The organism is Yersinia sp. IP36721 (assembly GCF_003634395.1).
Classification (GTDB): Bacteria; Pseudomonadota; Gammaproteobacteria; order Enterobacterales; family Enterobacteriaceae; genus Yersinia; species Yersinia entomophaga.
Window position 1 is genome coordinate 1 of the sequence record NZ_QCZL01000019.1, and the last position, 25,238, is coordinate 25,238.

A 25,238-nucleotide genomic window follows, 5' to 3' on the forward strand; every position below is an offset into this window, starting at 1 on the left:
ATTGAGGATAACGCTAATACTGTGAACTGCTTTACTAAAACTGCTTTCATAAGGTCTGTGTTCCAAACCGATGACGCTATTTACTCATAGCCAATCATTTTAATCAAGCCTTATTTATAAATAAATTAAATACCCATTTAGACGTCTGGCTGTTTAGCCATAAATATATCCAATAAGATTCCGCCAGCATAAACCAAATAAAGCACGCTGTTTTACGCTGACGAAACATTACATTAAATATATCGATAAAGATTTATTTTCACCCTTAGCGGTTTATTAACAGTTTTATTGAAAATCCTTTTAGGTTCCCTGAAAAATTAAAATATCCAGAAATCAATTTACAATAACCCTACCGTGTAACTCCTGTACCGGTCGATTATTATCGCGATGAATGACCGACTTAAACTGCGTAATCTGGTTTTCAGAAATGCTTAAAGGCTGTTTAAACACCAGCCAGCGTACCCCTTCAGAACAAGGCGGTGTGGTTAGCGAGCCGCTGAAGCGATAATAATATTTGCTGTCCGGAATCAGGCCATTGAGATCCAACGCTGGATTGATCTTCTGTTCCTGATTCAATCCTTTTGGCATTTGCTGCCACACTTTTTCCAGCGCCATATTTTCTTTGCCCAGATTGTACATCACGGCAACAACCAGCAATTCTCCCTGCTCATTTTTATGTACGAAGTGCGCCTCCATCGGATATTGCTTACCCTTTATGGTATTTTCACTGGGAGCATGGAAATGCAGCTGTTTCAGCATAAAAGTTTCGCCATCTAACTGCACTTTATTCCCTTTGGGTACGTTCAACTGAATCGTATAACCATTATTTACGATATTCAGCGTCGTGGTAAAATATTGCATGGTCAGCGGTGCCAGGTTACTTCTTAACTCCCCACGGATATCTATCGGTGACTGGTTTTGTCCATCCTGACAAAGATGAAATTCGGGTTTCTGCATCTCCAAATGCTCTGGAGACGGTTGACCTTCATCAGTCCAAGAGCTGGTTTCATCAGCCTGAAGCGAAAAGCTCGCGCTCAGTAATATCGCTAATAGCAACTTACCTTTCATTGGTATGTACTCCATTACGTTAGTGTTTTAAGCTCAAACCCTTATCTTATTAATGGTTTTCAGACATATCTCCAACTAGTGAGAATCCTTTTCACTCTTTTTACCACCACAGACACGCGCGCTCACTCCGCTCTAAGGCCAACTAAAGTTTTAAAGAATATATACGCGATGATTTACCCATAGGTGATATCCCATAGCGGTGAAGATGAAAATGAAACGCTTACAATAGCCAATATGGTGACGGCATAAATACAAAGCAGAAAATCCTAATAGACGATGGACCCTCAATAGCAGACAGAGTGATCCTTCCACTGCCGTCTCGCGCTAATGGCTGCCAATATGATTATTCATAACATCCCCCAAGAGCGGGTTACGCCATGTGGAATTCGCCGTGCGCGGCATATTGTGGAAATCTTTGTTAGTAAGGCATTTTTTATGATTAAAGCGAGCGCTATGCCACAACAAAACCTCTATACTCGCAAGATAAGCGCGCTATACTTTGAAGAATAAGGGGGATATATGCTTATAGGATTTGTTCTACTGGTCAGCACATGCGGAATAGATGCTTGTGACGCGCTTCCCGTGTCTGAAGATATATATCCTACCCGTCAGGAATGCCTTGCCGTGGCGGCTAAAATCCATCAGCGCCGCCCGGATGTGGTGCTGCTTTGTGGGGAAGTTCATCGGTAATAATCTGATAAATGTCAGGAATACGCTCATTTATCCACGGTGAGATCGCTGTTTGCCGTTTCTGACGGACAGCAACTGACCGCCATGCTCAACCCTTGCTGATACCAATGATAAATTTCGCTGCCGGCAATGCCCAATGTTTCGGGCTTTAACGCTATTGAACGCATTTGCCAAACACTCAGCCCGCGTTGTTTTAATCGTGCCTCGCGCGCGGTCCACAAGCGCCAAAACGCCATCATGACATTTTCGGCAGGCTGCGCCGCCAACCACAGATATTCAGCCTCACAGAAATAGTGTTGTGCAATCTCTATCGCACCGGTTCGCGGCCTGATCACTTCAATATCGCAGCCAATCGGCCCTTTATCACTCACGGCGACAAAAACAAAATCGCCGCTGTGACTGATATTGAAATGTGGCAATTGATCGCACCGAAACGCAGGTTTTCCCGATGCTTCAATGATCATTTCCCTGAGAGGTCGCTGACCCACCCGCTGCGCCAGCAACACTCTTCCCGCCAGCCACGCCTCCCGCCGTTTGCCGCTGGGAGCCTGAACCAGTAACTCCGGCGACAACCAATCGGTGATGACAGCAGGTTGGCTGAGATCGCTGATTCGAGCCAGAGCGATGCGCATCATCGATTAACGCCAGCGCCGGAAAACCAGTGAAGTGTTGATACCGCCAAAGGCAAAGTTGTTGCTTTGGAAAAACTCGGTATCAATATGGCGTGGCTTCCCCATGATGTAATCAAGTTCGCCACAGGCCGGATCGGGCTGAGTCAGATTGAGCGTCGGCGCAAACCAGCCTTCATTCATCATTTCCAGACTCATCCAGGCCTCCAGCGCTCCGCAGGCACCTAACGTATGGCCGAAATAACTTTTCAGCGATGAAATCGGCGTATTATTGCCAAACACCGCGGCGGTAGCCTGACTTTCAGCCAGATCGCCACGGTCGGTCGCCGTACCGTGAGCGCTGATATAACCGATATCCGCCGCCTGTAACTGCGCCATCCGCAGCCCCTGTTCGATACAAATTTGCATAGTTTCACGCTGTGGCTGAGTAATGTGAGCCGCATCGCAGTTAGTGGCAAACCCCACGACTTCGCCGTAGATCTTCGCATCTCGCGCTTTGGCATGCTCCAATTCTTCCAACACCAGCGTGCCCGCGCCCTCGCCAATTACCAGCCCGTCTCGATTGATATCGAAAGGCGACGGCGTGGTGTGTGGCGAATCATTGCGCTGACTGGTGGCAAATAAGGTATCAAACACCGCGGCTTCGGACGGGCAAAGTTCTTCCGCTCCGCCGGCAACCATCACCGTTTGATAACCATGGCGAATGGCCTCCCACGCGTAACCTATTGCCTGGCTGCCGGAAGTACAGGCGCTAGAAGTTGGAATCACTCGCCCACGCAGCCCGAAGAACAACCCGGTATTCACCGCCGCGGTATGCGGCATCATCTGAACATAAGTGGTGCCGGTGATATTATTGGTGTGTTTTTCCGTTAGCATGGTGGCAAATTCGCTGACCGGTTTGGTACTGCCGGTAGAAGAGCCGTAGGCGATGCCGGTTTCACCATTGGTTAGCACCGCTTCGCCGATCAAACCCGCCTGAATCAGCGCCAGTTCGGTCGCTCTGGTCGCTAGCAGGGAAACTCGCCCCATTGAGCGAATGCGTTTGCGGGTGTAATGCTCCGGTAAAGTGAAATCATCAATAGGCGCGCCGACCAAGGTATTCAATCCCGCGTATTCCCGCCATTCCGGCATGCTGCGTACCGCATTTTTACCAGACTTTAGCCCAGCGGCCACGCTCTGCCAGTCATTGCCAAAGGCAGTTACGCCGCCCATGCCGGTGATCACTACGCGGCGGGTCATAGCATGCCCCCATTAACGGAAATCACCTGACGCGTCACGTAACCGGCAATATCAGACATCAAATAGCTGGCGAGCCCGGCCACTTCCTCTGCGGCGCCCATCCGTTTCATCGGGATCATATTCATCGCTTCTTTTAACGATGCTTCTTCCATCTGAATCATACCGGTATCAATCAGCCCCGGCGCTATGCAGTTGACAGTGATTTTGCGCTTCGCCAGTTCTATTGCCAGCGCTTTGGTTGCGCCGATAATGCCCGCTTTCGCCGCGCTATAGTTGACCTGACCTCGATTCCCCATTAAACCGGAAACCGACGACAGCGTGATGATTCTGCCGCCTTGACGCAACCCGATCATCGGCATAATACAGGGATGGATGACGTTATAAAAACTGTCAAGATTGGTATGGATCACGCTGTCCCAGTCGTCTTCACTGAGCGCTGGGAACGCGCCGTCGCGAGCTATTCCGGCATTGTTCACCACGCCGTAGTAAGCACCATGAGTATCAATATCCTGCTCGATGGCCTGCCGCGTCGCATCACGATCGGCTACGTCAAAACCGATAATCCGCCCTTGTCCGCCTTGCGCAGTTAGCTGTTCTACCGTTTGCTGAGCCCCTGGAAGATCGCTGTGATAATGCACGGCCACGCTAAATCCATCGGCGGCAAGTTGGAGGGCTATCGCTCGCCCAATACCTTTACTGCCGCCCGTGACCAAAACTGAACGTGTCATTCCATTTCATCCTGTTGAAATAATTGTTTAAGTTCTTGTTGATCCGGTTGATAGGTATTCAACCGCGCGGTGGCCAAAACCTGCCCTGCACAGCTGATTTCACCTTCAAAGCTGCCAAATTTTTCGTCCTGCATTAGCAAGACCATAGTGATATCCAATAAATTTCCGTTTTCAATCAACCGAGTCTGGCTGCGTAGCGCACGCGCGCCGAGCAACATGCCCAAATTCGCCGCCCGCTCGCCCCGCTGGCGGCTATGCCAACCCGACCACACGCCGACGGTCTGTGCCATCAATTCCAACGCAAACCATCCAGGCAAATGCCCTTCGGCAGTGAGGAAAGGAGCTAAAACGCCCTGTTCTGTGACTTTAACCCGACAATGCACGCTTTCTGCTTCTACCGCGACAACCTCATCCAGCAGCATCATCGGCGCCGCGTGAGGCAAATAATCTCCCGCCGGTAAATATTCAGGCATGACGCTTCCCCAGAATCAGGCAGGTATTATTACCGCCAAAGGCAAATGAATTGGACATAACAATTGCCTTCATCAATGGCTCCTGCTCTAGCAGTAACCCACAAGACGGCAAGCTGTCATCCGGCGTTGAATGAGAGAAATCCTGTGCCGGCAAGGGTAAATCACGAGTCAATAACAGCCAGCACAGCGCGGCTTCGCACACGCCTGCCGCACCTAATGTGTGCCCGGTTAAATGCTTGGTTGAGCTACAGGGCGTGCCATTACCGAATATGCGATTGACCACTTTAGCCTCAATTTGATCGTTGAGCCGGGTAGCGGTGCCATGCAGATTGATATACCCCACATCCTGAGGTTGAATTGCCGCATCGTCCAACGCCTGTTCAATGGCGCGAATAGCACCTTCGCCTTCAGGGTGCGGCGCCGACATATGCCATGCGTCGCTAGATTCACCGACTCCGAGCAAGGCTATCTCGTGAGGCTCCCGCGTGAGCAGCATCAGAGCCGATGCTTCACCTATAGTAATACCGCAGCGTTCGGCGGCAAAAGGCTGGCAAAGCTGAGTGGAAAGCGATTCAAGACTGAGAAAACCGTTGACCGGCATCCGGCTAAGCGTATCTGCGCCGCCTACAATTGCCACATCCGCCAGCCCGGCTTCGATTAAACGCCGGCCGCTGATAATAGCTCTGGCGCTGGAAGAACAGGCGGTAGACAAGGTGAACGCGGGGCCCTCCAGTTCGAGATAGGCCGAAAGAAAACGTGCCGGATCGCCTAATTCCTGTTGATAATAATCATAGCCGTCACTTTCCTCGTCGTGACTGCGCTGGTTAACCTGTCGGTCGCCCTCATTTAATCCAGAAGTACTGGTGCCCAATACCACCGCCACACGATCGCGGCCAAAGCGCACTATCGCTTGATCGACCTGTGGACGAATTTGCTCCAACGCCGCCAATAACAATTGATTATTGCGGCTGCGATGCATAGCAAGCGCCGCCGGGATTTCCGGTAGTTCACCTTCAACGGCGCCTAACCAGCAGGGTTGTTCGGGCTGAACCCAGCCATCGCGCGGCTTCATGCCGGGAGCGATGCCCAAAGGAAGCTGGCTGGCAATCTGATCGGCATTGCTTCCTAACGCGTTCAGCATGCCTACCGCAGAAATATAAATCATGTTAGCTGTCCAGATGTTGAATCGCGATCTGATAACCAAAAACGTACTGGCGGATGCTAATCGGCTGACGCACGCCTTTGCTGGTCATATAAACAATTTCGGTTACCCGTTTTCCTTGCTTATCACGCAGTTCGCGGCGGGATCCGATGTCGACCAGCGTCCAGCCTGCGGGTAACTGCTCTTGCCAGGCAGAAATCGGCCAGTAGCTCAGCATAATATCGGCCAGAACTTGACTGGCCGGAGGCAACTCAGGTAGCACGATTGACTGCTCGCTTTCGATCCCCTGCGTATCGTAGGTCAGTTTGAACAGGCGAATACCCAGAGATGACAATCCCACCAGCGAAAGCTGTTGCCGATCTGCATTAAGCAATACCAGCAAAGACTGTTGCTTACCTTTCACCGTGGCGGTCAGCAACTGTTGTTCATTCACCGCCGGCGTGATACCCGGCGCAGGTAAGCTGACCTTCACGCCCGGTTTTAACCAGGCCTGAGGCCGATTATCCGCGGGTTTAGTGGCGCATGCCGTCAGCATCAAAGCCAAGGACATAGCCAAGATACAACGTAAAATCATCATGATTTCTTCCCTTTACGGCGTTGATGCATCGCCAATGGAGCCAGCAAAAATGCGGCAAATATACCGCTGCACAGCACAATACCGAAACTGCTGATAGCCTGAGTGCTGCTAAAGATCAGCATACCCAAGGTCAGCAATGAGGTACTCATCGCCACGGTTACGGCTAATAATGACGTCAGCGGTGTTCCTCGTGGGTTACTGAAAAATAAGGTGTAATTAATGCCAATCCCCAGCACCAGAACTAACGCCAGTAGCGAGAACAGGTTGAGGGAGTGGCCGCTAAACGCTAGCACTGCCAGCCCGCAGCCGAGAGAAAGTAACGAAGGCAATACGCACACCAGCCCACGCCGCACGCCCAGGCGCAACATGTAACTCAAGGCGATAACCACAATGGCTCCCAGCAACAGCCAACCCAGCATAGTGCGATAGAAAGAAAACATCTGGTCGAAGCTGGCTTTGCGATCAACCCAACTGACGCCAGCATGATTGGCCGCCAGCGCAGCCAAAGCGGCGCTGTTTTGCACGCCGTCGGTCGGCACCAATACTCCGCTACGCCCATCCGGTAACGTCATCCACATCAACGCCCAGCCCTCACTCACTACGCTATTGAGCCAGTTCTCCGGCGTGACCGGCATTGGAGTGAGATCGATCTTCAACCCGTCTATCCCAACGGTATCAAGCTGTGCCAGCACGTTGGGGGCAACCTGTTGCAGCAGCGTCAGATCCTGCTGTTGCTGCGCCTGAGAGGCCAATGGCAGCAAACGGTAGCCGCTGAGCCAGCCCTGTTTTTTCGCCTGTTGTAACTGCGGAGCAAATTGCTCTAACCGCCGTAGCGTCTGCTCGGGCGTATCGCCATAAACCACAAACCACTTCTGGTCGATGCCTTGCCCAGTCAAGGCCGTGATAGCCTGCTCCTCCCGATGAATATCCGGCGGCAGCGCCTGCAATTGGGCAATATCATCATTAATCTGCAAGCGTAGCAGTCCGGCTACGGAGAACAACGCCAATACCAGTGGCAAACCTAAATACAGCGTGCGTTGAGTGCGCCACGCGGAAAGCCAACGCATCAATGGCATCATGAATGGCACCGGCCGGACCGGTAATCCTCGACATAACCACGGATACCAGCACACCACGGTGAGACAAGAGGCAGTCAGACCCGCGGCGGCAAAAACCGCCAACTGGCGCAGGCCAGGGAACGGCGCCAACATCATAATCAGGTAGGCCAGAACCGTGGTCCCCAACGCCATCATTAACGCCGGAAAAACCTTGTGCAGACTTTGCCACGGCGAGGTTTCACGCCCATGCACCATGCGCTCGGTAAGATAATAAATGGTGTAATCAGCTGAAATACCGACAATGCTGATACTCATCACTAACGTCATTAAATGCAGTTCGCCGAAGAGCAATAAGGTCAGTGTACTGCCAGCCAACGCGCCGATACCGACGGACAACACGCACAACAGTAACGGACGCAGAGAGCGAAACACGCCCAGAATCAATAGCAAAACGCCGATGACCGTGGCGGAACCCAAGGTGGAAACATCATGTTTGGCCTGCTGGCTGGCATAATCGCTATAAAATAGCGTGCCGCGCGACATGACCTCGACGCCCGGAAAATGATGCTTAAGATCGGTCACGAGCGCCGCCAAATCTGTCACTACCTGATGCGCCTGCTGCATATTGTAGGAGGAGCCACTCAGCTCGCCGTGGATAAAATACCAGCTGCGCCCCGCCTCATCCTGAGCCACCAACCAGCCATTTTTCATCCTCAAACGGCTGGTATTTTGTTGTAGCGCCAGCTGGGAGCCCCGCACCAGCATCAACGGATCGTTCTTTATTTCGCTGCCGCTCACACCGGCAAAGGCCGAATAAAGCTGTGCCAGTATCCAGTTAGCCTGCTCATCACCACCGTTCATCAGGCGCTGTCGCGTCTGCGGGTCAATCATGCCATTACGATGCTGATAGAAGAATTTCCCCCATTTCTGCTGCTGATCAGCGTCGATAGGTCCTTGAACGGCGGTCAACGACGGCAGACCCTGCAAGCGTTCCAGCCAGCGCGCGGCCGCCGCTGGATCATCGCCTTCGGCGGGGCTGACCATCCAGACCACCTGACGGTCCAAACGCTGCATAAAACCGTCGTTCAGCGCCGGAGGAATCTGCCCCATACTTTGCGCAGGTAACAGCGCCAGCACGCTACTGGAAAGCTTGGATTGCGGTAACAATACCGTGAGCGTCGCCCCCAGCAACAGGCAAGCCGCCAGCCATAGCCAGGCCCATAAACTCGGCTTAGAAGACAAAACGTTGCTGCTCATCATGGGTCAACGTATCTGGTGTCAGGCGCTGATTGCTAAAGGTAATCTTGGTGCGATCCCCTTGACGATCGTTAAGCGAAATCTGATCGAGATACTGCTGCCCTTGCAGCGTGATAGTGTTAAACAGCTTATCTAGCGGCGACGTGGTCGGTTTCAGCTCCAACTGCCATTTCCCCTGTCCTAAGTCGCTGAAGGTCAGCGAGAAATTTTGTTCCAACACTTGACGCTCAGCCTGAAACAGTGCGCGCAGCAAGTGGTTAAACTGGAACATCTGCGGATTGGAATCAGCGGTAACAATCTGTGGCTCCTGCCCATTAATTACCTGAACCATACGCTTATCATCCAACACCAGCGTCAATGGAAAAGGTTTTTGCTGTTGCCACCACAGGCCGTTTTTCTGTGCGATCAGTAACTCACCGCTGGAACGCAGCGGCTGCGGCATATCCTTGATCTGGCGCTCCTGACTAAACTGCGCTCGTACCACCGGCTGCTGCGCCAAACGCTGCTGTAACTCATCCAGCGTCACTGCCTGTGCGCCAGCGGCGATCGCCAGCGACAACATTAAAATCCATTTTTTCATGGTTTGATTCCCATTCTTTCAAACAAAATATCAGGGCTGACAAAACACATTTCTCGCGTACTTTCTTCGACGGCAACCTGAATGGTATAGCCGGTGGTAGTCCGCTTGCCGCTTTGAGCATCGAAAATCTGATACACAATTTTCAGCCGATTTTCGAACTCTTCAACGTGGGCTCTGACCCGAATTCGCTGTTCGAACTCCAGCACGTCACGGTATTTCACCCGCGTATCAACAACCGGCCAAACATAACCAGACTCACGCATTTGCCGGTAACCATAATTAAACTGATTCAGTAGCGCCTCTCGCACCACTTCGAAATAACGGAAGTAATTACCGTGCCATACCACGCCCATCGGGTCGGTATCGTGGAAAGGCACGGTAATCTCTACTTCGGCGGTAAAACGGGCATCGGTCAGCACTTGTTACTCCTTGCCAGACGGCGAATCAGGCAGCCGCCAGAAATCAAAAAAGTTAAACCAGTCGAGCGGCGATTGCAGCGCGTAGTACTCCAGACGTGACGCATAGCGATCCACCGCCTGTTGCAATGCGGTCTCACGCTGCTGACGTGGCAACAGCAACGGATCGGCAAAAGGTTCGCAATGGATATGGAGTTTGCCCTGCTGGTGCAAGGCAAACATCAGTAACACCGGGCAGCGCAATACCGATGCCAGAACAAATGGTCCTTGCGGAAACGGCGCGGGCGCACCGAGAAATTCGCTCCACACCACGCGGCGGTCTCCACCGCGCTGGGTAGTCACCGAGGTACGATCGCCGACAATCGCCACCCATTCACCGGCGTCCAGCTTCTCTTTCAGCAAAATAGCGGTTTCTGGCCCCATGCGGGTCACGGGAATCAGATTAATCCCCGCCTGCGGCGCGATTTCTTCCAATACCTGCTTAAACCTTTGGGCATGTTCGCTAAATACCAGAGCGTGAATTACCCTATGACCATCCTGCTGTGCTAATGCGCGGCACACCTCGATATCTCCGAGGTGAGAAGCCAAAATCAGCTTCCCACCGTCAGACTCGGCATTAATGGTTTCTTGCGCTCCGGGAGCAAATACAATTTGCTGCCCCAGTCGCAAATCCCCGCGCCAACTGGCGACTTTGTCCAGCATCGCGCGACTAAACCGCAGGAAATGTCGATAACTGGTTAGATTGCCCGGCAAAGCCAATGACTTTTTCTGGGCAGTTTGCTGCAAACGTACCAGATATTGCTGCGAGGCCTGCCGCTGAGTTCGGCCGGTTAGCCAGAAATATCCCACTACCGGACGTAGTAATATCTCGAAAGTTTTCCGCCCTAATAGACGATAAACCGCGAGCATAAAGCGCATGCCGTTCAGACCTTTACGCTCTTTGACTCCAGCCCAGTGACGCGGACGACGTCGCGTTAACAATTGCGGGAGACGTCTCAACATGCCCAAAAATAACCGGGTATGCATCCACGAAATCCGCAGGTTATCCCGCAGTGCATCAAAATGGGAAAGCCCGTCGGCGGGGTAAGTCACTCGCGTAGGAACAAAACGACTATCAATGCCTTGCCAGTACAGGCGCACCATGATTTCCGTATCAAAATCCATACGTTTCCCCAATGGATATTGCGCCATCAGGGCTATTACCGGAGCCAGCGGATAGACCCGAAACCCGCACATACTGTCTTTCAGGGAGAGCGACAGAGTTTCTATCCATACCCACACATGGGTAATATAGCGACCATACAGACGAGATTTTGGCACCGACTGGTCGTAAATCGGGCGGCCGGAGATCAGCATATCCGGATAGCGCTGCGACTGTTTCAGCATCTCGGGAATATCTTCAATACAGTGTTGCCCATCGGCATCCACCTGTAACACGTGGCTATATCCCGCCTCGGCAGCCACGGTAAAACCTGTTAATACCGCCACACCTTTGCCCTGATTACAAGGCAATCTAACCAACGTGATGCCAGAGTGCGTTCCGGCCAACTGCTGTAAAATCTGTTGCGTGGCAGGTTCGCTGCCATCGTCAATGATAAAACAGTGCAGGCCAAAGGGAGCCAGCCGCGCCAACACATCATTCATCATTGCGCCGTGGTTATAGCAAGGAATAACCACGCACGGCGCGAAGGCGTGAACGGTTAACGACATAATTTTATGGCTCCGCTACTGGCCGTGCGCGCAGCGACGCCTTCATCCAGCGTATAGCTAAAACTGAGCAAGCCACGGGATTCATTCCAATCGAGGCGGAGTAACACCTGATTGCCCGGCAACAGCGGCAACTGGAATTTGACTTTATCGATACCGGAAAACTGCCAGGCTGCGCCCGCGATATCTGCCGCGTACCCCATCACCCAATCGATCTGCGCCACGCCCGGCAGCAGCGGTTGTACGTCAAAATGTCCGGTAAACCAGCTTAATTTGGGGTCCAGATACAGTCTAACCTCCATCTGATGCCGTTCCGACTGTTGACGGGATAGCTCAACGGGTTTCATTAAATAACTCCTGTAACTGAGGCCAAGAACGTTTGCTTTGCTGATTAAGCGGAATAACCGATAATTTGCGCCAATAGCGCGGTAATGCCACCGGTTCCAGCCAACCGCCAAGCTGCTGTCGCCAGCGGCGGGTCAGCCGCAGCCAACCGATTTGCTCTAATTCGTCCAATCCTGCCTGATTCAGCACCACCGCCGCGCCGATACATTGCCGCGCACCGCGTTTAACCACCAGCACCGCAACGTCTTCGATGCCAGACAAAGTCTGCAATCGCCGCTCAATCTCACTGAGAGAAAGACGCTTTTCTTCAATTTTGACTACCCGATCGCGACGACCGGCCAGTGTAAATAGCCCTTGATCGTCGACAATAATTCGATCATCCAACGCCATTCCCAACGGATCGGGAATCAAAGGGGAAACCACGCGCCAGTTATCCTGCTCATCGCGACTCAGCTGCACGCCGCTAAACGGCTGCCACGGTGTCTGCGGATGATGCCGGTTACGCCATGCCATCACTCCGGTTTCAGTGCTGCCATAAATTTCATCGGGCGTGATTCCGAGCCAGTTCTGCGCTCGTTGAGCATCGTCAAAATGTAGCTGCCCACCGGCGGAAACCACCCATTCGCAACGCGGCGGCGGCAACTGGCTATCCAGCCGCTGTAAAAACGCCGGGCTGGTAATAAAGGCGCAGCGCGGACTGTTCGCCAGTTGCTCAGGGAACTCCACCGTTTCGCTGGCGAAAGGCAGCCCTAGCGCTAAAGGTAGCCAGATGCGGAACGTCAGACCGTACAGATGTTGATGGCTTACGGATGCCCGAACCACACAGTGACTCAGCCGATCGCCCCATAAATCAGCCAGCCAGACGGCCTCTCTATCCATCACGGCAACCGGTTTATCCACCCGACGGGGTTCGCCGGAGGAACCCGAGGTGAATAACCGCAGACTAGCGTCAGCGGCAATCGACGGTAACGGCACGCTCGCAGGGGCGGTGTCCGATAGCGACCACACCGGGCAGTCTAGTTTCAGCGGCAGATCGCTTAATACCCCCTCGAAATGCTGGCTTTGCTCAACGAGCTGCGCTCGCCGATTATGCCCTGGCAGTACCGGAATTTTGCCCGCGTACAGAGTGGCCAGCAGCGCGACACAAAACTGATAGCTATCGTTAAAACACAGCGCCCAACAGGTTTCTGAACTGCTTATCAGGCGCGCATAAAGCTGGGTCACATCCTGTCGAAACGTCTTCAGGTGGATATCTTTATCACCGCGGCGGGCAATCAAAGTGCTACCCGCCCGTTCTTCAGACAGCCATTGAGTCAACGGTAATGTATTCATCGGTTTTTTATCCGTCGGCGTACCAGCCATTCCACGCCCATCACGCCGCCAATAAAGATATAGCTCAGCATGCCATTCCATAACGCCCAGATTTTCATGTCGTTATACAAACAGGTCGCCAGTGCAATCGAGCCGTTGATGATAAAAAACAAACACCAAACCTGAGTGACACGCCGGGTATAGCGCACACCCTGCGGCGGTAAATCCGGCTCACGCCAACGGGCGATTTGCTCCACGATTGGCATGCCATAAAACAGAGAGCTGCCGAACAGAACCAACAGCACTAGATTAACCGCCACCGGGTAATACATCAGCACATGATGATCGCGCATCAGCACGCTCGCAGCGCAAAGAGCAATACCGGTTAACGCCAGCGCTTTCCCCGCATACATTTGGCCGTCCGTTTGACCTTGCAGCCCCCCATGATCTTTCAGTAACCACAGGCGTAGCAGGAAAAAGGCAATAAACAGCGGAATTAACCAGAAGGACAGACCCTGTGTCACGCCCGCCCAAATAATGAACGGCCATAACAACATAATTAGTCCATTGGCGATGCGCAGGAAATTTTGCATAAACGGCGTGGTTTTCCGAAACAACCGATCAGCCTGGTTGCTGTAATAATTGTTCTACCGCATCCACGACGTCTTGCACGGTACGCACAGACTTAAAGGATTCAGGCTTGATCCGACGGCCGGTCTTTTTCTGTAAATGAACCACCATATCCACGGCGTCAATACTGTCTAATTCCAGATCTTCATACAGACGCGCCTGCGGCGTGATCTGCGACCGGTCGATTTCGAAAAGTTTGACCAAGAGATCCGACACTTCCTGGTAAATATCTTGTTTATCCATAAGTTATCCGACTATTTAGCGCGTTGAGATTGAATGAATGACGCCAGCGTGGCGATGGAGTAAAAATGCTGACGCATTTCTTCGCTTTCGGCAGATAACATCACGCCATAGCGATTTTTGACCGCCAGACCTAACTCCAGCGCGTCAATGGAATCCAGTCCCAAACCGTCGCCAAACAGCGCGGCGTCTGCGTCTATCTCATCGGGAGTCATATCTTCGAGATTCAGGGTATCAATAATTAGTTTTTTTAATTCAAGAGAGCGTTCTTGCATCATCCGTATCCATGGGTTGGCCATTCTCAGGCGTCAATAACTGGGCTAATTGTCGATTCAGCTGGCGAGCGGCAAGCGCTTGCGCATCCTCTTCGACAGCCACAAAATATTCGTTAGCAATACGTTCGCCCACCACAACGCTGAACACCGGTTTTTCTGGCGGTATCTGATACCAGCGGCTCTGTTTATTCAGCGTTTGTTGGCTACAGTGAATATGCACAATACGCAAATCACATTCGCAACGGACGGCAACGTTGGCCGCACCCCGCTGTAATTTCAGCGGTTTTCCCGGACTGGTGCGCGTACCTTCGGGAAAAATCAAAATATTCTCGCCGCGGTTTAAACGTTGGCGACAGGCCAGCAGCAGGGTTTGTCCCTGACTATTGACCAGATAATCGGCGGCTTTAATCACGCCGTTTACAAAGGGATTACGCAAGAGTTCAGCCTTAACCAGACAATCGACGTCCGGCAAGGCCGAAGCCAAAATAACGTAATCCAACAGCGTGGGATGATTCGCGACGATCAGGCAACCTTTATCAGCGCGAATCTTTTCGATGCCCTGCAAGCGGTAATCCAGCACACCCAGCCTGCGGGCCAAAGCGAGGAACAGGCGAAAACTGGCGGAAATGCTGCGTCTGGCCAGAATGCGCCGCTGCTGACCATCACGCTGAGTCAGCAGGAGAAAATTGAACCACAGCAACGATAATAACAGCCCGCCCAGCCCGAACAGGGCAAAACATAGCCCCGTCATGATCAGCCGCCACAGCCCATTAATTTGTCGCCCCAGCTTCAACGCTTTCATCCTAACGGCTCCACTGCCAATCAAATCGACCGCCGGTTACGACAAAGGAAGCGTGCGAACCCAGCCAATGATGCAAAAATTGCAGACTCTGGGGCACCTCCGGCTCGGGCGACAGCCCCTTGCGGGTAGCGCAGCGCAAGATATCACCCGGTTCAATCAGTAAAGCTACGGCAAACGGATATTTTGGCATATCCGATGTCATATATGGATGGTAAAAATCTGGAATTACGCCATCGAAATCCACTATTAATACACGGGAATAGCCGGCCTGATGTAACGCCATAACTTCGAGCAAACCTTGCTGAAAAGTTTCCGCGCCGGCGGATAAAGACGATGAAACCAGCGGTTTTCTGGCGGCGATAGTAAGATTACCCACCGCAGAATTATGCACCGACATAGCAAAATCCGTGGGTGACAGGCTTTGTTCCGTCGCCAGCGCCTGCAAAATGCGGTAGTTACGCTCCAACTCACCGTGACGGCTGGTATATACAATCGCATCCACCGGTTGGCGGCGCAAAATCGCTAACCCGCATTCCACGGCCAGACGACTTCCTGAACTCAGGCGACGAGCCGTCATCATCGGCAACAGGCTACATTTAGCCAGCGGCTGGGTGTGATCTATCCTGGCAGGCGATTGATTAGCCCATCTGCGCCATTCATCTGCCAAGGCTAATCCAGGCGCGATAGCCTGCCAATCGGTGATGTTCAGAGTAAACTGCATGAATTCGTGATCTCTGGCGGAGAAAATGAGAAAAATACCGAGGCAATAATTGACTGATGCCCAATTGCCCCTTATTTCTTATAATTTTTCGGTTAGTGCCTCGATTCGGCTTTTTTCAGTCAGCCGCTATCGTTTTTTACAAATCAATAAAGTATGGCCAACGCCAAGATTATCTATTTGCTTTTCCAACTCAAGGTCGGCTTTCTGTAAATAACCCAGGAAATCAGTGACGCTATAAAAACGACTGTTACCATTAGCCATGCAGGTAAAATACAGCGAAGAAGCATTTAAACTAAATGCTCCAGCCTCGTAGGGCTGGCAATCCCAGAAGAGCTCCATAATACACACTCTGGCGTCGGGCTTCATCGCCGCTGCGATTTTTTTGAGAATAGCAATAATCTGAGCTTCCGAGAAACAGTCTAGGAACTGGCTCATCCACCAAACGTCAGCCTCCTGCGGTAACTGCACATCGGTCAATATATCTGCCTCATGGACAGAAATACGCTCAGACAGCCCATGCTTCGCGATGTTTTTCTCAGCTAGCAGAATTTGCTGCGGTAAATCGATGATGGTCATCTCGACCTGCGCATGATATTTGCAGCAGCGTAAAGCCCATTTTCCGGTATTGCCGCCCACGTCGTAAATTTTTGCCGGCTCAAGGGCAAAGACGTGAGGCAAAGCAGCGCTGAAAGCGCCATCGGAATAGAAATGATCGAAAGCAAACCAACTTTGTTTCGCAGGCTCAGGCAACTGGCTCAGCGCCGGATAAATCGTCGGCCAGGAACCGAAAACCTGAAGTCCAGCCGGTTTACCCTGCTGTAATGATTCTTTCAGATGATATAAGCCTTGATAGCAAACGTCCTGCGTAAAATCCATATTGACGCGGGTCATAGCGTCATGCAGTAAATAGTGGCCAATTTTGCCGATAAAATAGCGGCCTTCGGTTTGGTAAACAATATTCCCGCTCATGCCCATATCTAACAACACGCCTACGGCATAATCGTTCAGCTCGCAGCCGCAGGTAATTTCCTGCCGGGTCGCGCCCTGCTTTCTGCAATTATCCAACAGCGATAGAATGCCTGAATCCCTGAGATTTACCGCCGCTTGAAATAACATGGGCGCAAAAGCAATTCTCTGTGCCTCGGTAATTGCGTCAAGCGCACTAATATTATCTTTATCGTAGTTATAGCGCACGGCCATGGTTTGATGTCCAATATCAAATCGCCAAAGCCAGATTACGGTTAATCCGGCCCCGACTTAACTCAAATTTCCGTATTATTTATTAGCATTAGCCATTAAACGTTTTTGAATATCTTTATCGAGGTTATTAACCCAACGATTATAATTACGATGGATTTTTCCATTAGCAGATTTTAAGTTTGTGCTGCTGACATATTTAATGGTGTAGTTGGTCGGGGTGTAGTTAATACGGATGTTCACGCTGTGATCGCGGTTCATTAAGCGCCCATCAATCACACCTGGCGCCACCGGAGTCATGATCCAGTCACGATTCTGACCTGCATCCAGGATGGCCGTTTTGATCTGTTCGGTAGAATTATGGGTCGTGATATTGGTGTAAGGCGTTAATACAGGAACGGTACGTGCACAGCCGGAAAGCGCAGCGACACAAATGAAGCTGATGAGTAACTTATGAGAGGTTTTCATATATCCCTATTTCTCTAGATTGTATTAATTTTCCAATTAGGCGTGCTAAAAACCAGATAAAGACTAAATACGCGCAACAATGTACTAAATAAAATTAACGCCTGCAATCATGGAGTTAATTAACTTATTTGTTACATTTCATCCTAACTCACACTTAATCGCTACCGATTGATTTTAAAACCCCATTCAGCAAATTAAAGCGGGTTATCTGTAGTCAATCAAATATGTTTTTGGAATGACTCAGATATATTATTTTGCTGCTGTAGCCAAGCGAATGCCGCCATGACTTGAGGCGATCGCGCCTCTCCCGCCACGCGGGAAATCCAGAACGTTTGCCCCGGCAACGGCGCATAATCGTCAACCACAGCCAGCGTTCCATCCTGTAATCCGCTATCTGCGGCCAAACGGGACAGCAACGCCATTCCCCTTCCCCGCCGCACTGCATCCATCACGCCAGATTGATCATCATAAATGGCGGACAGCCGGAAGCGCTGTAACAAGCTCGCCAGCAGCGCGCCGGTTTTCTCACCGGTGAGATGCTCCTCCAGACAAATCAGGCTGGTGATGTCGCTGTGGTGATTCGCCGGGTGAAGAATCAATTTTTCCGCTACGGCAGCGCTCGCCACCATCACCCACTCATCCTGCAAAAAAGGAAGCTGTAGCAATCCTTCCTGATCGAGAGGTCGACTCCCAATGGCAATATCCACATCAATTTCGTCAATAAAACGGGCGGTTTCATCGGAGGATAACAGCGGACAAAGATCGGGAATCTGCTGTTGTAGCGCATCTAAACGCGGCTGTAACCAACCCTGTAATATCGGCGAGGGACAAACCATCGCCACCAGCCCAGGATCAAGATAAGTCGCAATCCGGCTCATTCCGCTACGCAAAGTTTCCAGCGTGCGCAGTACCGTTCGCTGTAACACTTCTCCCGCTACGGTTAATTCTACACCTCGGCCAACCCGTCGAAACAGCGGCTGCCCAGTCTGAGCTTCTATCTGCGAAATCTGATGACTAATGGCGGATTGCGATAGGCAAAGCTCATCGGCGGCTCGCGCAAAACTGCCTAATCGCGCTGCGGCTTCAAACCCCATTAATAGTTTGAGAGAGGGAATACGGTTCACTTTTCACTCACACATTAATTTTATTGGGGTATTAATGCAATAAACATCAATTTTTATCAAGAAACAGAAGGCAGATAATAAAGCCACTCACCCGCTATGCAGGAAATGAACGGTGCCAGCGCGAGATAAGCTGCCGCACCAGCGATACTTATCTACAGTAAACATAAACCCGAAGGACGAAAATATGGCAACCCGTAGACGATTTATTCAGGCCGCCACGCTGATGGCGGGCGGCTTATTATTACAACCAAATAAGGTGTTCTCTATGATTGATCAGGATGATAAACAGCGCTGGATGATGCCCGACGAAAGCGCGCCCCATCGTCGCACCTGGATGGCATTTGGTGCCAGCAAAGCCATCTGGGGCGGTCGTTTATTACCGGAAGTGCAGCGTAATCTTGCCACCATTGCGTTAGCTATCGCCGACTATGAGCCGGTCACCATGCTCGTCAGAGAGGATGATTACCAAATCGCCTATCAATTAATCGGGTCGGCGGTAGAACTGTTGATTTGCCCATTAGATGACCTGTGGCTACGCGATACCGGCCCGGTGTTTGTCCATAACGCTCAGGGTAAAAAAGCCGGTATTGATTTTAACTTTAACGGCTGTGGAAATAAGCAACTGCATCGACAGGATGCGCACGTAGCCAGTTTTGTCACTGAACAGGCGGGCGTAGAACGGATGACCACAAACCTGGTTCTTGAGGGAGGAGGAATTGAGGTTGACGGCGAAGGCACCGCCATTATCACCGAAAGCTGCGTGCTGAACCAAAATCGTAACCCAAGTCTGAGCAAAGCAGATTGTGAAACCGAACTCAAGCGCCTGTTAGGTTTAGAAAAAATCATCTGGTTGCCCGGTATCAAAGGTAAAGATATTACCGATGGTCATACCGATTTCTATGCCCGTTTCACCACGCCGGGAACGGTGGTGGCTGGTTACGATCCCGATCCGCAGTCTTTCGATCACGAAGTCACTAAAAAGCATTTGGCTATTTTACGCAATGCGCGGGACGCCAAAGGCCGTAAGCTCAACGTCGTGGTATTAGAAAATCCTTCTGATAGCCGAGGGGAATATGCAAACCACGATTTTGCCGCCGGTTATATCAATTTCTATGTCTGTAATAATGCGGTTATTGCACCGGAGTTTGGCGACAAAATCACTGATACAGCGGCCAAAGCGCAGCTTAAACACCTTTATCCAAATAGAGATATCGTGATGATTAACATTGACGGGATCGCAGCAGGCGGCGGCGGTATTCACTGCACAACACAACAAGAGCCGCTATAACCGCATAGATGACTTTCCGGTTGCTATTCTCCTATTAATTAAGCCAATTGATTAAACCGACTGAATTGACAACGTTGACGCCAAAAGGGGTGATAGCCCGCCGGTATTTCCCCTCCCCTTTAGCTAATTTAGCTCGCAGGGCACAATTCAGTTTTTACAATGAGTTATGCATGGGAACGCTTCAAGATTAATAAAAAAATGGAGGCTTATATTGTCCGATTATACTTAGTCATATCGTGATCCAGAAAAAGGGACAATAGATGCCTTATGCCATACGCAGCACGCTTTGGATTCTAACCTATCTGTTCTTTATTCTGGCTCCGCTATTTGCCATGTTGCTTGGCACCATGCCGCCTGCGCGAGATTTCTGGACCGAGTTTTCTGTGGCTCTAGGCTATGCCGGTTTGGCGATGATGGGGCTACAATTCGGCCTGACCGCTCGCTTTCGCTATGTAACTGAACCTTGGGGGGAGGACGTAATTTATCACTTCCACCGTCGCATTTCTCTGATTGCCGTTGCGCTGGTTATCGCTCACCCGATAATTCTGTTTGTTATTCGCCCCGAACTCCTGGCTCTGCTGAATTTTATCGAAGCACCTTGGCGCGCCCGCTTCGCCGCTATTTCAACTTATTCATTAATAGCATTGGTTGTGACGGCTTTATGGCGTGTGCAGTTAAAAATTCGCTACGAAATTTGGCATCTAACCCACATTATTCTCGCATTACTGGCGGTGATCGCCGGTATTCTGCATATGATTGGCTGGAGTTTCTATTTGCAAGACCCGTGGAAACGCGGGCTATGGGTGGCGCTGATCGCTTTCTGGTTTTCCTTGCTGCTCTACATTCGCCTGGTTAAGCCGTTATTTATGCTACGAAAACCTTATAGAGTGAGCGAAGTGCGCCGGGAGCGCGGCGATACCGTGACTTTGGTGATGCATCCGGATGGGCATAAGGGCTTTCGTTTTACTCCGGGTCAGTTTGGCTGGTTAACGCTTTGGGGCAGCCCGTTTAAGATTACCGGTCATCCATTTTCATTTTCGTCGAGCGCCGAGGCTCAGGATGGGCGAGTTGAGATGTCAATTCGCAATCTTGGGGACTTTACTCAGAGAATTCCAGAGGTCACTCCCGGACAACGGCTTTACCTTGATGGGCCTTACGGCGCTTTTACTTTGGGTCATCCGGCCGATATGCATATCTTGATTGCGGGCGGCGTAGGCATTACCCCCATGATGAGCATGATTCGCACGCTGGCCGATCGCGGGGATAAACGCCCTGTCATTCTGCTTTATGGCAGTAAAAGCTGGGAATCCATTACTTTTCGCGAAGAGTTAGAGTCGTTGCAATTAAAACTGGATCTGAAGGTGGTACATGTACTTACCCAGCCACCGCCGGATTGGCCGGGTGAACGTGGTTTTATTACCGGTGAACTGCTAAAACGTCATCTGCCGCCCGAATATGCAGACCATGAATACTTTATCTGCGGCCCAGATATCATGATGGATGCCATAGAAAAAGCGTTGGATGAATTGAACGTGCCGCTATCCAAATACCACTCCGAACGTTATCACTTTGCCTAAGGATATTCCTAATGCGTCGTCTATTTTCTGAAAGGCTTGCTGTAGCCACGGGGGTAATCGTTATCCTACTGGCACTATTATTTGCATTTATCCGCGTTATGCCCTGAATCACTGCTTGGAACCGGCGTTTGTGAACGATGGGAAATTAAATTGGCCACCCCTAATTTACAAACGCCATTGGCATGAAGAGATTGAAAATGGAAAGACAAAAGCGGCTGGCCAATATCAATCCGACCATTTAATCTATCGGACAATGTAGATAATTCTGCAATGCTCCATCCCAACGTGGCAACGCCGAAAAATCAGGCATCATCTTACCCTCACCTCCAGCCATATAATCCGGCTGGTATGCTGGCGGGCCGATCAGGCGAACCATTTGGCAAACGGTATCCAGCTGTTGGCGATCTCCTAGCACCGATTGAATATTGCGCCACAGGTATTCTCTTCGCTCTGGCGCTAATCGTCCGAGAGCCTCTCCCAGTAATTGTGCATGTTTATTGCGCGCCGAATCCGTATCTATTCGACTGGCGTCGTACCAGGTGTAGGTTCCCGCTAATGAAAATAACAACGTAGCCGAGCGGTAATTTCCCTGTTCAGCACATTGATTCATTTGCTGGTAAAGCGCCACCGGTAACAATGAGTCAGCCGTATTATCTTTAGCATCATTGCACTGCAACTGCTTTATTATTTCAGCTCGCGTTAAGGATTCCTGCGATTTAAACAAAGGGGTTATTTGTTTATGGTAACTACAGCCACTCAGAACAATTACTAGCCCCAAAGGGAGAAAATATAGCGGTGATGTTGTTCTTTTAAATATCATCGGTTTCACCATTCAACCTTATCTTCAGGGCGAAGTCCGTCTGATAATAATGTTTCCTGCATCCACTCGTTATAAAGCATTTTGAAAGCAAACTCTTCAGGCGTCATGGGTATATCTGTTTTTTGATTCATCATGACATCCAGCGATTCTACCTTTGTGTTATCAGCCACATCCCCTGCAAGGTTCCCACCGCTAATCTTATTAATATCACCGATCATCACATTCATCCTTAGTTAATTACGCCTCGTTTACCGGTAAATTCTGTGGCGCGTTATCCAAATGTCGAGTCAGTACAGTTCTCAGCCGCTGTAAGCCACTCTCAGACAGTTTCCCACATGATTCCCGTAGTGATTTTGTCCCTAACAGTTTGGGCATTTCGCTATCAATAAACTCATCTGGAATAAACTCAGCGAGCTGATCTTTATATTTCATGACAAAACGCCGATCGGCGTGGTAATCAATCACCACCGGCCCTTTCCAAATTCGCTCCAGCAATCCAGCCAATTCTTTCGAGCCTTGATTCATCGTCGCAGGAAGTAATAGATGCAGAGATTGTGGCGTATCTTCAACACGCAATTCATGTAACCAATTATCCAGCAGGGCAAGAAAAACTTCGTCTTGATGTAATATCCCCGATAACATGTTTTTAACCTCGAGCTGTAACTCTTGGTATAATTGGTGGCTGAGAGACTGATAATCTTCCATATAACCGACTACGGCTTCTGCCGCGCTCACTATCCCTTTTTCATAACCTTGGGTATAAGCCTGATGATGTAAAATTTCAGCGTCTGCCTGCGCCTGTTTAATTATTTTTCTGGCGCGAATCTGAGCCTCTACCAGAATATTTTTAGCCATCTTGCGTCGTAAAATAGCCGACTTAGTTAACAAGATACCTTCTAGCGCATTTAGCGGATGGCTAGTCTCTATATCGTTTTGCATGTTGGATAGCTAACCTTAATAACAATACATCAGCAGTCGGATTTATCTGCCGCTCAAGGCTGATTGCTCCACCGCCAGGAAAGAGTAATGGAATACGTTGCCTGATTGCGTCAGGTAAATCCTGACTGAAGCACAATAATTCATTTATTGCCTGAGCCCGCAGCCACTGAACATCCGGCGAGATATCTGACGGGCAACGACTGGTTTCTATTAATTCTAATTGGGCGAACTGACGTGCCATAGCAGAAAGCATTTCCAGCTTTCCACCATATGCCAGACAGGCACGATAACGCTGGCAGCTCATTAAAAAAGCCACCTTGGGAAGAATGAACCAGTTATCAATAAAAAGGCGCGTTAGCCCATTAGATATCCTGTGGTCGTATTGTGTCGAAATATTCAACGCGTCAAGCAAGACTTGATTGATTACGCTGCGGCATAGGCCGCGGTTAAATTGGTCGGGAATTCGAACGCGCTCAGGATGTATCCAGGACAAAGGATCAAATAATATCCGGTCAAGCTGGCTAACACCCATTCCCTTCTTCAAGCTCATTCACTTTCCGCCGCTGGATGAATTTCAGTGCGTTTTTTCCGATACAGGTACATAGCGATACTGGAAAAAATAAAGAGAATTACCGCGGCAATCATAAACCACAGCGTCCCACCTAAACCTTTTTTCACCGTGAAAGGAGCCTGATGTTGCATTTGCGGTATTTTGGAAAGAACCACCGAAATATCGTTATAGGCAACGTCATCAAAGCTATTCTTCAGGAAGCGTTTCACATCGCTGATCATCACTGTGGCATCAATATTTTCAGCATCGTATTTCACCAGCGCCGAAAGGTGAACCGGAATACTATTCTTTTGGCCTTCACTCGAGCTTAAATCGTAGCTGACATGAACCCGCGCTGAAACAACCCCTTGCAAGGTTTGTAACGACTGTTCGAGACGTTGCTCGATTCCCGAATAAAGTCGTGCCTTCTCCGCTCGTGGAGAAGAAATCAAAGAATCGCTGGGGAACATTTCGGCAATTTCTATTCGAGGTCTGGTGGGTAAATCATAGGTATTCATCAGATCAACCGCCGCGGCGAAATCGATCTTATTGACCGATACCACATAGCCTTCTTTGGTAATTTCCTTCTTACTGGCATCAATATTATTACGCTGTAATAACGCGATAATTTCGTTGGCCTGCGTTTGATCGAGCTTTTTAAGCAGCTCCTGCTCTTTACAGCCGACCAATAACAACAACAACAGAGGAACAAGTATTTTAAATTTAAGCATTGTTATGCACGCACAACGGTTTCAACTGCCCCGATAGCTTTTCGGGTCAGCGTGGCGAATAAGGACATTTTCAAATTATATTCAGCGGTTCTTTGCTGCAACTCGAATAGCTGTGCCGGATCTGACGTTGTTTGCGGGTCCTGTATTTTATTCAGCACATGGCTTTTTTCAGCATCAGATGTCACCACGCCTTTAGCCAGAGCCTGCATAACCAGACTATCTAGCGACATAACATCATCAGATGCCATCACCGCATCATGAGAAAACGCCGTGACGGACATAACTCCAGTAATAGATTCGGACATAGTGATCTCAATTAATTAATGACAAAGGGCAGTCATACCCTTTGTGTAATAACTCATACGTAATAACTAGCGGAAGTTGGTAATAATCGCCGAACCAACGTCTTTATAGACTTTAACCACGTTGGACTGTGCATTTCGGTACAACGTATATTCGGAAAGTCGTGATTGATATTGTGCTAACAGCATCGGGTCAGATGGATCCCCTTTCAACGAGGCCAATGCTTTCTCAAGTTCCTCGTTCAAACTGGTTACGCCAGTATCAAAAGAGGCTGATTTCTCGGAAAGAAAACCTTCCCATGGAGGTGTCGCATAAATTGGAGGATTAGCCATA

General features: G+C 50.2%; 30 protein-coding genes. 2 read left to right on the forward strand and 28 right to left on the reverse strand.

All coding sequences use genetic code 11. The features are described 5' to 3' along the window. Positions 1 to 333: 333 nt before the first annotated feature. The 21 genes from DBA33_RS14660 to DBA33_RS14765 all read right to left on the reverse strand — a co-directional run bounded on the left by DBA33_RS14660 (position 334) and on the right by DBA33_RS14765 (position 18,697). Positions 334 to 1,068 carry a carbonic anhydrase family protein gene (locus DBA33_RS14660; protein ID WP_064517873.1) on the reverse strand — a complete coding sequence of 245 codons (735 nt, stop codon included), beginning with the start codon at positions 1,066 to 1,068 and terminating at the stop codon, positions 334 to 336. Between the two features lie 716 nt (positions 1,069 to 1,784). Beyond that, positions 1,785 to 2,393, reverse strand: a complete 609-nt coding sequence (locus DBA33_RS14670) for a 4'-phosphopantetheinyl transferase superfamily protein (RefSeq protein WP_120806700.1) — start codon at positions 2,391 to 2,393, stop codon at positions 1,785 to 1,787. A 3-nt stretch (positions 2,394 to 2,396) separates the two neighbouring features. Continuing rightward, on the reverse strand, positions 2,397 to 3,626 hold the full coding sequence (locus DBA33_RS14675) for a beta-ketoacyl-ACP synthase (protein ID WP_064517869.1): 1,230 nt from the start codon (positions 3,624 to 3,626) through the stop codon (positions 2,397 to 2,399). Further along, complete coding sequence (locus DBA33_RS14680; RefSeq protein WP_064517867.1) at positions 3,623 to 4,354, reverse strand: 3-ketoacyl-ACP reductase FabG2; 732 nt, start codon at positions 4,352 to 4,354, stop codon at positions 3,623 to 3,625. The genes DBA33_RS14675 and DBA33_RS14680 overlap by 4 nt, the downstream gene beginning before the upstream one ends. Beyond that, a complete protein-coding gene (locus DBA33_RS14685; RefSeq protein ID WP_064517865.1) occupies positions 4,351 to 4,827 on the reverse strand; it encodes a hypothetical protein in 477 nt (158 codons plus the stop codon). Before DBA33_RS14685 ends, DBA33_RS14680 begins: the two co-directional genes overlap by 4 nt. Beyond that, positions 4,820 to 5,992: a beta-ketoacyl-[acyl-carrier-protein] synthase family protein gene (locus DBA33_RS14690; protein WP_120806701.1), complete on the reverse strand. Its 1,173-nt coding sequence runs from the start codon at positions 5,990 to 5,992 to the stop codon at positions 4,820 to 4,822. The genes DBA33_RS14685 and DBA33_RS14690 overlap by 8 nt, the downstream gene beginning before the upstream one ends. 1 nt (position 5,993) lies before the next feature. Beyond that, positions 5,994 to 6,566, reverse strand: a complete 573-nt coding sequence (locus DBA33_RS14695) for a DUF3261 domain-containing protein (protein WP_120806702.1) — start codon at positions 6,564 to 6,566, stop codon at positions 5,994 to 5,996. Continuing rightward, positions 6,563 to 8,884, reverse strand: coding sequence for an MMPL family transporter (locus tag DBA33_RS14700; RefSeq protein WP_064517859.1), 2,322 nt, complete (start codon positions 8,882 to 8,884; stop codon positions 6,563 to 6,565). Before DBA33_RS14700 ends, DBA33_RS14695 begins: the two co-directional genes overlap by 4 nt. After that, the gene (locus DBA33_RS14705; RefSeq protein ID WP_064517857.1) at positions 8,856 to 9,461 is read right to left on the reverse strand and encodes an outer membrane lipoprotein carrier protein LolA; all 606 of its coding nucleotides are present in this window, start codon (positions 9,459 to 9,461) and stop codon (positions 8,856 to 8,858) included. Before DBA33_RS14705 ends, DBA33_RS14700 begins: the two co-directional genes overlap by 29 nt. After that, positions 9,458 to 9,880 carry a thioesterase family protein gene (locus DBA33_RS14710; RefSeq protein ID WP_064517854.1) on the reverse strand — a complete coding sequence of 141 codons (423 nt, stop codon included), beginning with the start codon at positions 9,878 to 9,880 and terminating at the stop codon, positions 9,458 to 9,460. Before DBA33_RS14710 ends, DBA33_RS14705 begins: the two co-directional genes overlap by 4 nt. Before the next feature lie 3 nt (positions 9,881 to 9,883). Continuing rightward, positions 9,884 to 11,587: a glycosyltransferase family 2 protein gene (locus DBA33_RS14715; protein ID WP_120806703.1), complete on the reverse strand. Its 1,704-nt coding sequence runs from the start codon at positions 11,585 to 11,587 to the stop codon at positions 9,884 to 9,886. Next, positions 11,578 to 11,931: a hydroxymyristoyl-ACP dehydratase gene (locus DBA33_RS14720; protein WP_064517849.1), complete on the reverse strand. Its 354-nt coding sequence runs from the start codon at positions 11,929 to 11,931 to the stop codon at positions 11,578 to 11,580. Before DBA33_RS14720 ends, DBA33_RS14715 begins: the two co-directional genes overlap by 10 nt. Beyond that, entirely contained in the window at positions 11,918 to 13,291 is a 1,374-nt protein-coding gene (locus tag DBA33_RS14725) for an AMP-binding protein (protein ID WP_240442709.1), read from the reverse strand. Before DBA33_RS14725 ends, DBA33_RS14720 begins: the two co-directional genes overlap by 14 nt. Continuing rightward, positions 13,258 to 13,797, reverse strand: coding sequence for a hypothetical protein (locus tag DBA33_RS14730; RefSeq protein ID WP_240442710.1), 540 nt, complete (start codon positions 13,795 to 13,797; stop codon positions 13,258 to 13,260). Before DBA33_RS14730 ends, DBA33_RS14725 begins: the two co-directional genes overlap by 34 nt. A gap of 64 nt (positions 13,798 to 13,861) precedes the next feature. After that, positions 13,862 to 14,113 (reverse strand): acyl carrier protein, encoded by a 252-nt coding sequence (locus DBA33_RS14735; protein ID WP_064517844.1) that lies wholly within the window; start codon positions 14,111 to 14,113, stop codon positions 13,862 to 13,864. Positions 14,114 to 14,124: 11 nt separating this feature from the next. After that, entirely contained in the window at positions 14,125 to 14,385 is a 261-nt protein-coding gene (locus DBA33_RS14740; protein WP_064517843.1) for a phosphopantetheine-binding protein, read from the reverse strand. Next, the gene (locus DBA33_RS14745) at positions 14,366 to 15,187 is read right to left on the reverse strand and encodes a lysophospholipid acyltransferase family protein (RefSeq protein ID WP_064517842.1); all 822 of its coding nucleotides are present in this window, start codon (positions 15,185 to 15,187) and stop codon (positions 14,366 to 14,368) included. Before DBA33_RS14745 ends, DBA33_RS14740 begins: the two co-directional genes overlap by 20 nt. A gap of 1 nt (position 15,188) precedes the next feature. Then, positions 15,189 to 15,908: a beta-ketoacyl synthase chain length factor gene (locus DBA33_RS14750; RefSeq protein ID WP_064517840.1), complete on the reverse strand. Its 720-nt coding sequence runs from the start codon at positions 15,906 to 15,908 to the stop codon at positions 15,189 to 15,191. A gap of 126 nt (positions 15,909 to 16,034) precedes the next feature. Continuing rightward, positions 16,035 to 17,108: a class I SAM-dependent methyltransferase gene (locus DBA33_RS14755; protein WP_120806706.1), complete on the reverse strand. Its 1,074-nt coding sequence runs from the start codon at positions 17,106 to 17,108 to the stop codon at positions 16,035 to 16,037. 75 nt (positions 17,109 to 17,183) lie between these two features. Then, the gene (locus tag DBA33_RS14760) at positions 17,184 to 17,573 is read right to left on the reverse strand and encodes a hypothetical protein (RefSeq protein ID WP_064517839.1); all 390 of its coding nucleotides are present in this window, start codon (positions 17,571 to 17,573) and stop codon (positions 17,184 to 17,186) included. A 218-nt stretch (positions 17,574 to 17,791) separates the two neighbouring features. Further along, entirely contained in the window at positions 17,792 to 18,697 is a 906-nt protein-coding gene (locus DBA33_RS14765; RefSeq protein ID WP_120806707.1) for a LysR family transcriptional regulator, read from the reverse strand. A 184-nt stretch (positions 18,698 to 18,881) separates the two neighbouring features. Between DBA33_RS14765 and DBA33_RS14770 the strand changes: the two genes are divergently transcribed. Together DBA33_RS14770 and DBA33_RS14775 are read left to right on the forward strand one after the other, a co-directional pair. Beyond that, positions 18,882 to 19,985, forward strand: a complete 1,104-nt coding sequence (locus DBA33_RS14770) for an agmatine deiminase family protein (protein WP_120806708.1) — start codon at positions 18,882 to 18,884, stop codon at positions 19,983 to 19,985. A 260-nt stretch (positions 19,986 to 20,245) separates the two neighbouring features. Further along, on the forward strand, positions 20,246 to 21,562 hold the full coding sequence (locus tag DBA33_RS14775; protein ID WP_064517832.1) for a ferric reductase-like transmembrane domain-containing protein: 1,317 nt from the start codon (positions 20,246 to 20,248) through the stop codon (positions 21,560 to 21,562). A 238-nt stretch (positions 21,563 to 21,800) separates the two neighbouring features. On the opposite strand, the gene DBA33_RS14780 is transcribed toward DBA33_RS14775, so the two are convergent. From DBA33_RS14780 to DBA33_RS14810, 7 genes are all read right to left on the reverse strand, one after another. Then, complete coding sequence (locus DBA33_RS14780) at positions 21,801 to 22,286, reverse strand: hypothetical protein (RefSeq protein WP_162975211.1); 486 nt, start codon at positions 22,284 to 22,286, stop codon at positions 21,801 to 21,803. A gap of 101 nt (positions 22,287 to 22,387) precedes the next feature. Next, positions 22,388 to 22,600: a hypothetical protein gene (locus DBA33_RS14785; protein ID WP_064517830.1), complete on the reverse strand. Its 213-nt coding sequence runs from the start codon at positions 22,598 to 22,600 to the stop codon at positions 22,388 to 22,390. Between the two features lie 19 nt (positions 22,601 to 22,619). Continuing rightward, complete coding sequence (locus DBA33_RS14790) at positions 22,620 to 23,321, reverse strand: hypothetical protein (RefSeq protein WP_120806710.1); 702 nt, start codon at positions 23,319 to 23,321, stop codon at positions 22,620 to 22,622. Next, positions 23,299 to 23,853: a type III secretion apparatus protein OrgA/MxiK gene (locus DBA33_RS14795; RefSeq protein WP_162975212.1), complete on the reverse strand. Its 555-nt coding sequence runs from the start codon at positions 23,851 to 23,853 to the stop codon at positions 23,299 to 23,301. Before DBA33_RS14795 ends, DBA33_RS14790 begins: the two co-directional genes overlap by 23 nt. A gap of 14 nt (positions 23,854 to 23,867) precedes the next feature. After that, positions 23,868 to 24,602 (reverse strand): EscJ/YscJ/HrcJ family type III secretion inner membrane ring protein, encoded by a 735-nt coding sequence (locus DBA33_RS14800; RefSeq protein WP_064517823.1) that lies wholly within the window; start codon positions 24,600 to 24,602, stop codon positions 23,868 to 23,870. 2 nt (positions 24,603 to 24,604) lie between these two features. Next, positions 24,605 to 24,907 carry a type III secretion system inner rod subunit SctI gene (sctI, locus tag DBA33_RS14805; RefSeq protein ID WP_064517821.1) on the reverse strand — a complete coding sequence of 101 codons (303 nt, stop codon included), beginning with the start codon at positions 24,905 to 24,907 and terminating at the stop codon, positions 24,605 to 24,607. Between the two features lie 66 nt (positions 24,908 to 24,973). Then, complete coding sequence (locus DBA33_RS14810) at positions 24,974 to 25,237, reverse strand: type III secretion system needle complex protein (protein ID WP_064517818.1); 264 nt, start codon at positions 25,235 to 25,237, stop codon at positions 24,974 to 24,976. Between the last annotated feature and the right edge of the window lies 1 nt (position 25,238).

Coding starts and splice junctions, on each gene's coding strand:
- DBA33_RS14775 (WP_064517832.1), top strand. CDS start 20,246: ATGCCTTATGCCATACGCAGCACGCTTTGGATTCTAACCTATCTGTTC.
- DBA33_RS14685 (WP_064517865.1), bottom strand. CDS start 4,827: ATGCCTGAATATTTACCGGCGGGAGATTATTTGCCTCACGCGGCGCCG.
- DBA33_RS14745 (WP_064517842.1), bottom strand. CDS start 15,187: ATGAAAGCGTTGAAGCTGGGGCGACAAATTAATGGGCTGTGGCGGCTG.
- DBA33_RS14810 (WP_064517818.1), bottom strand. CDS start 25,237: ATGGCTAATCCTCCAATTTATGCGACACCTCCATGGGAAGGTTTTCTT.
- sctI (WP_064517821.1), bottom strand. CDS start 24,907: ATGTCCGAATCTATTACTGGAGTTATGTCCGTCACGGCGTTTTCTCAT.
- DBA33_RS14740 (WP_064517843.1), bottom strand. CDS start 14,385: ATGCAAGAACGCTCTCTTGAATTAAAAAAACTAATTATTGATACCCTG.
- DBA33_RS14715 (WP_120806703.1), bottom strand. CDS start 11,587: ATGTCGTTAACCGTTCACGCCTTCGCGCCGTGCGTGGTTATTCCTTGC.
- DBA33_RS14675 (WP_064517869.1), bottom strand. CDS start 3,626: ATGACCCGCCGCGTAGTGATCACCGGCATGGGCGGCGTAACTGCCTTT.
- DBA33_RS14670 (WP_120806700.1), bottom strand. CDS start 2,393: ATGATGCGCATCGCTCTGGCTCGAATCAGCGATCTCAGCCAACCTGCT.
- DBA33_RS14770 (WP_120806708.1), top strand. CDS start 18,882: ATGGCAACCCGTAGACGATTTATTCAGGCCGCCACGCTGATGGCGGGC.
- DBA33_RS14660 (WP_064517873.1), bottom strand. CDS start 1,068: ATGAAAGGTAAGTTGCTATTAGCGATATTACTGAGCGCGAGCTTTTCG.
- DBA33_RS14800 (WP_064517823.1), bottom strand. CDS start 24,602: ATGCTTAAATTTAAAATACTTGTTCCTCTGTTGTTGTTGTTATTGGTC.
- DBA33_RS14730 (WP_240442710.1), bottom strand. CDS start 13,797: ATGTTGTTATGGCCGTTCATTATTTGGGCGGGCGTGACACAGGGTCTG.
- DBA33_RS14700 (WP_064517859.1), bottom strand. CDS start 8,884: ATGATGAGCAGCAACGTTTTGTCTTCTAAGCCGAGTTTATGGGCCTGG.
- DBA33_RS14720 (WP_064517849.1), bottom strand. CDS start 11,931: ATGAAACCCGTTGAGCTATCCCGTCAACAGTCGGAACGGCATCAGATG.
- DBA33_RS14735 (WP_064517844.1), bottom strand. CDS start 14,113: ATGGATAAACAAGATATTTACCAGGAAGTGTCGGATCTCTTGGTCAAA.
- DBA33_RS14725 (WP_240442709.1), bottom strand. CDS start 13,291: ATGGCTGGTACGCCGACGGATAAAAAACCGATGAATACATTACCGTTG.
- DBA33_RS14795 (WP_162975212.1), bottom strand. CDS start 23,853: ATGGGTGTTAGCCAGCTTGACCGGATATTATTTGATCCTTTGTCCTGG.
- DBA33_RS14755 (WP_120806706.1), bottom strand. CDS start 17,108: ATGGCCGTGCGCTATAACTACGATAAAGATAATATTAGTGCGCTTGAC.
- DBA33_RS14790 (WP_120806710.1), bottom strand. CDS start 23,321: ATGCAAAACGATATAGAGACTAGCCATCCGCTAAATGCGCTAGAAGGT.
- DBA33_RS14705 (WP_064517857.1), bottom strand. CDS start 9,461: ATGAAAAAATGGATTTTAATGTTGTCGCTGGCGATCGCCGCTGGCGCA.
- DBA33_RS14680 (WP_064517867.1), bottom strand. CDS start 4,354: ATGACACGTTCAGTTTTGGTCACGGGCGGCAGTAAAGGTATTGGGCGA.
- DBA33_RS14760 (WP_064517839.1), bottom strand. CDS start 17,573: ATGAAAACCTCTCATAAGTTACTCATCAGCTTCATTTGTGTCGCTGCG.
- DBA33_RS14750 (WP_064517840.1), bottom strand. CDS start 15,908: ATGCAGTTTACTCTGAACATCACCGATTGGCAGGCTATCGCGCCTGGA.
- DBA33_RS14785 (WP_064517830.1), bottom strand. CDS start 22,600: ATGATCGGTGATATTAATAAGATTAGCGGTGGGAACCTTGCAGGGGAT.
- DBA33_RS14695 (WP_120806702.1), bottom strand. CDS start 6,566: ATGATGATTTTACGTTGTATCTTGGCTATGTCCTTGGCTTTGATGCTG.
- DBA33_RS14690 (WP_120806701.1), bottom strand. CDS start 5,992: ATGATTTATATTTCTGCGGTAGGCATGCTGAACGCGTTAGGAAGCAAT.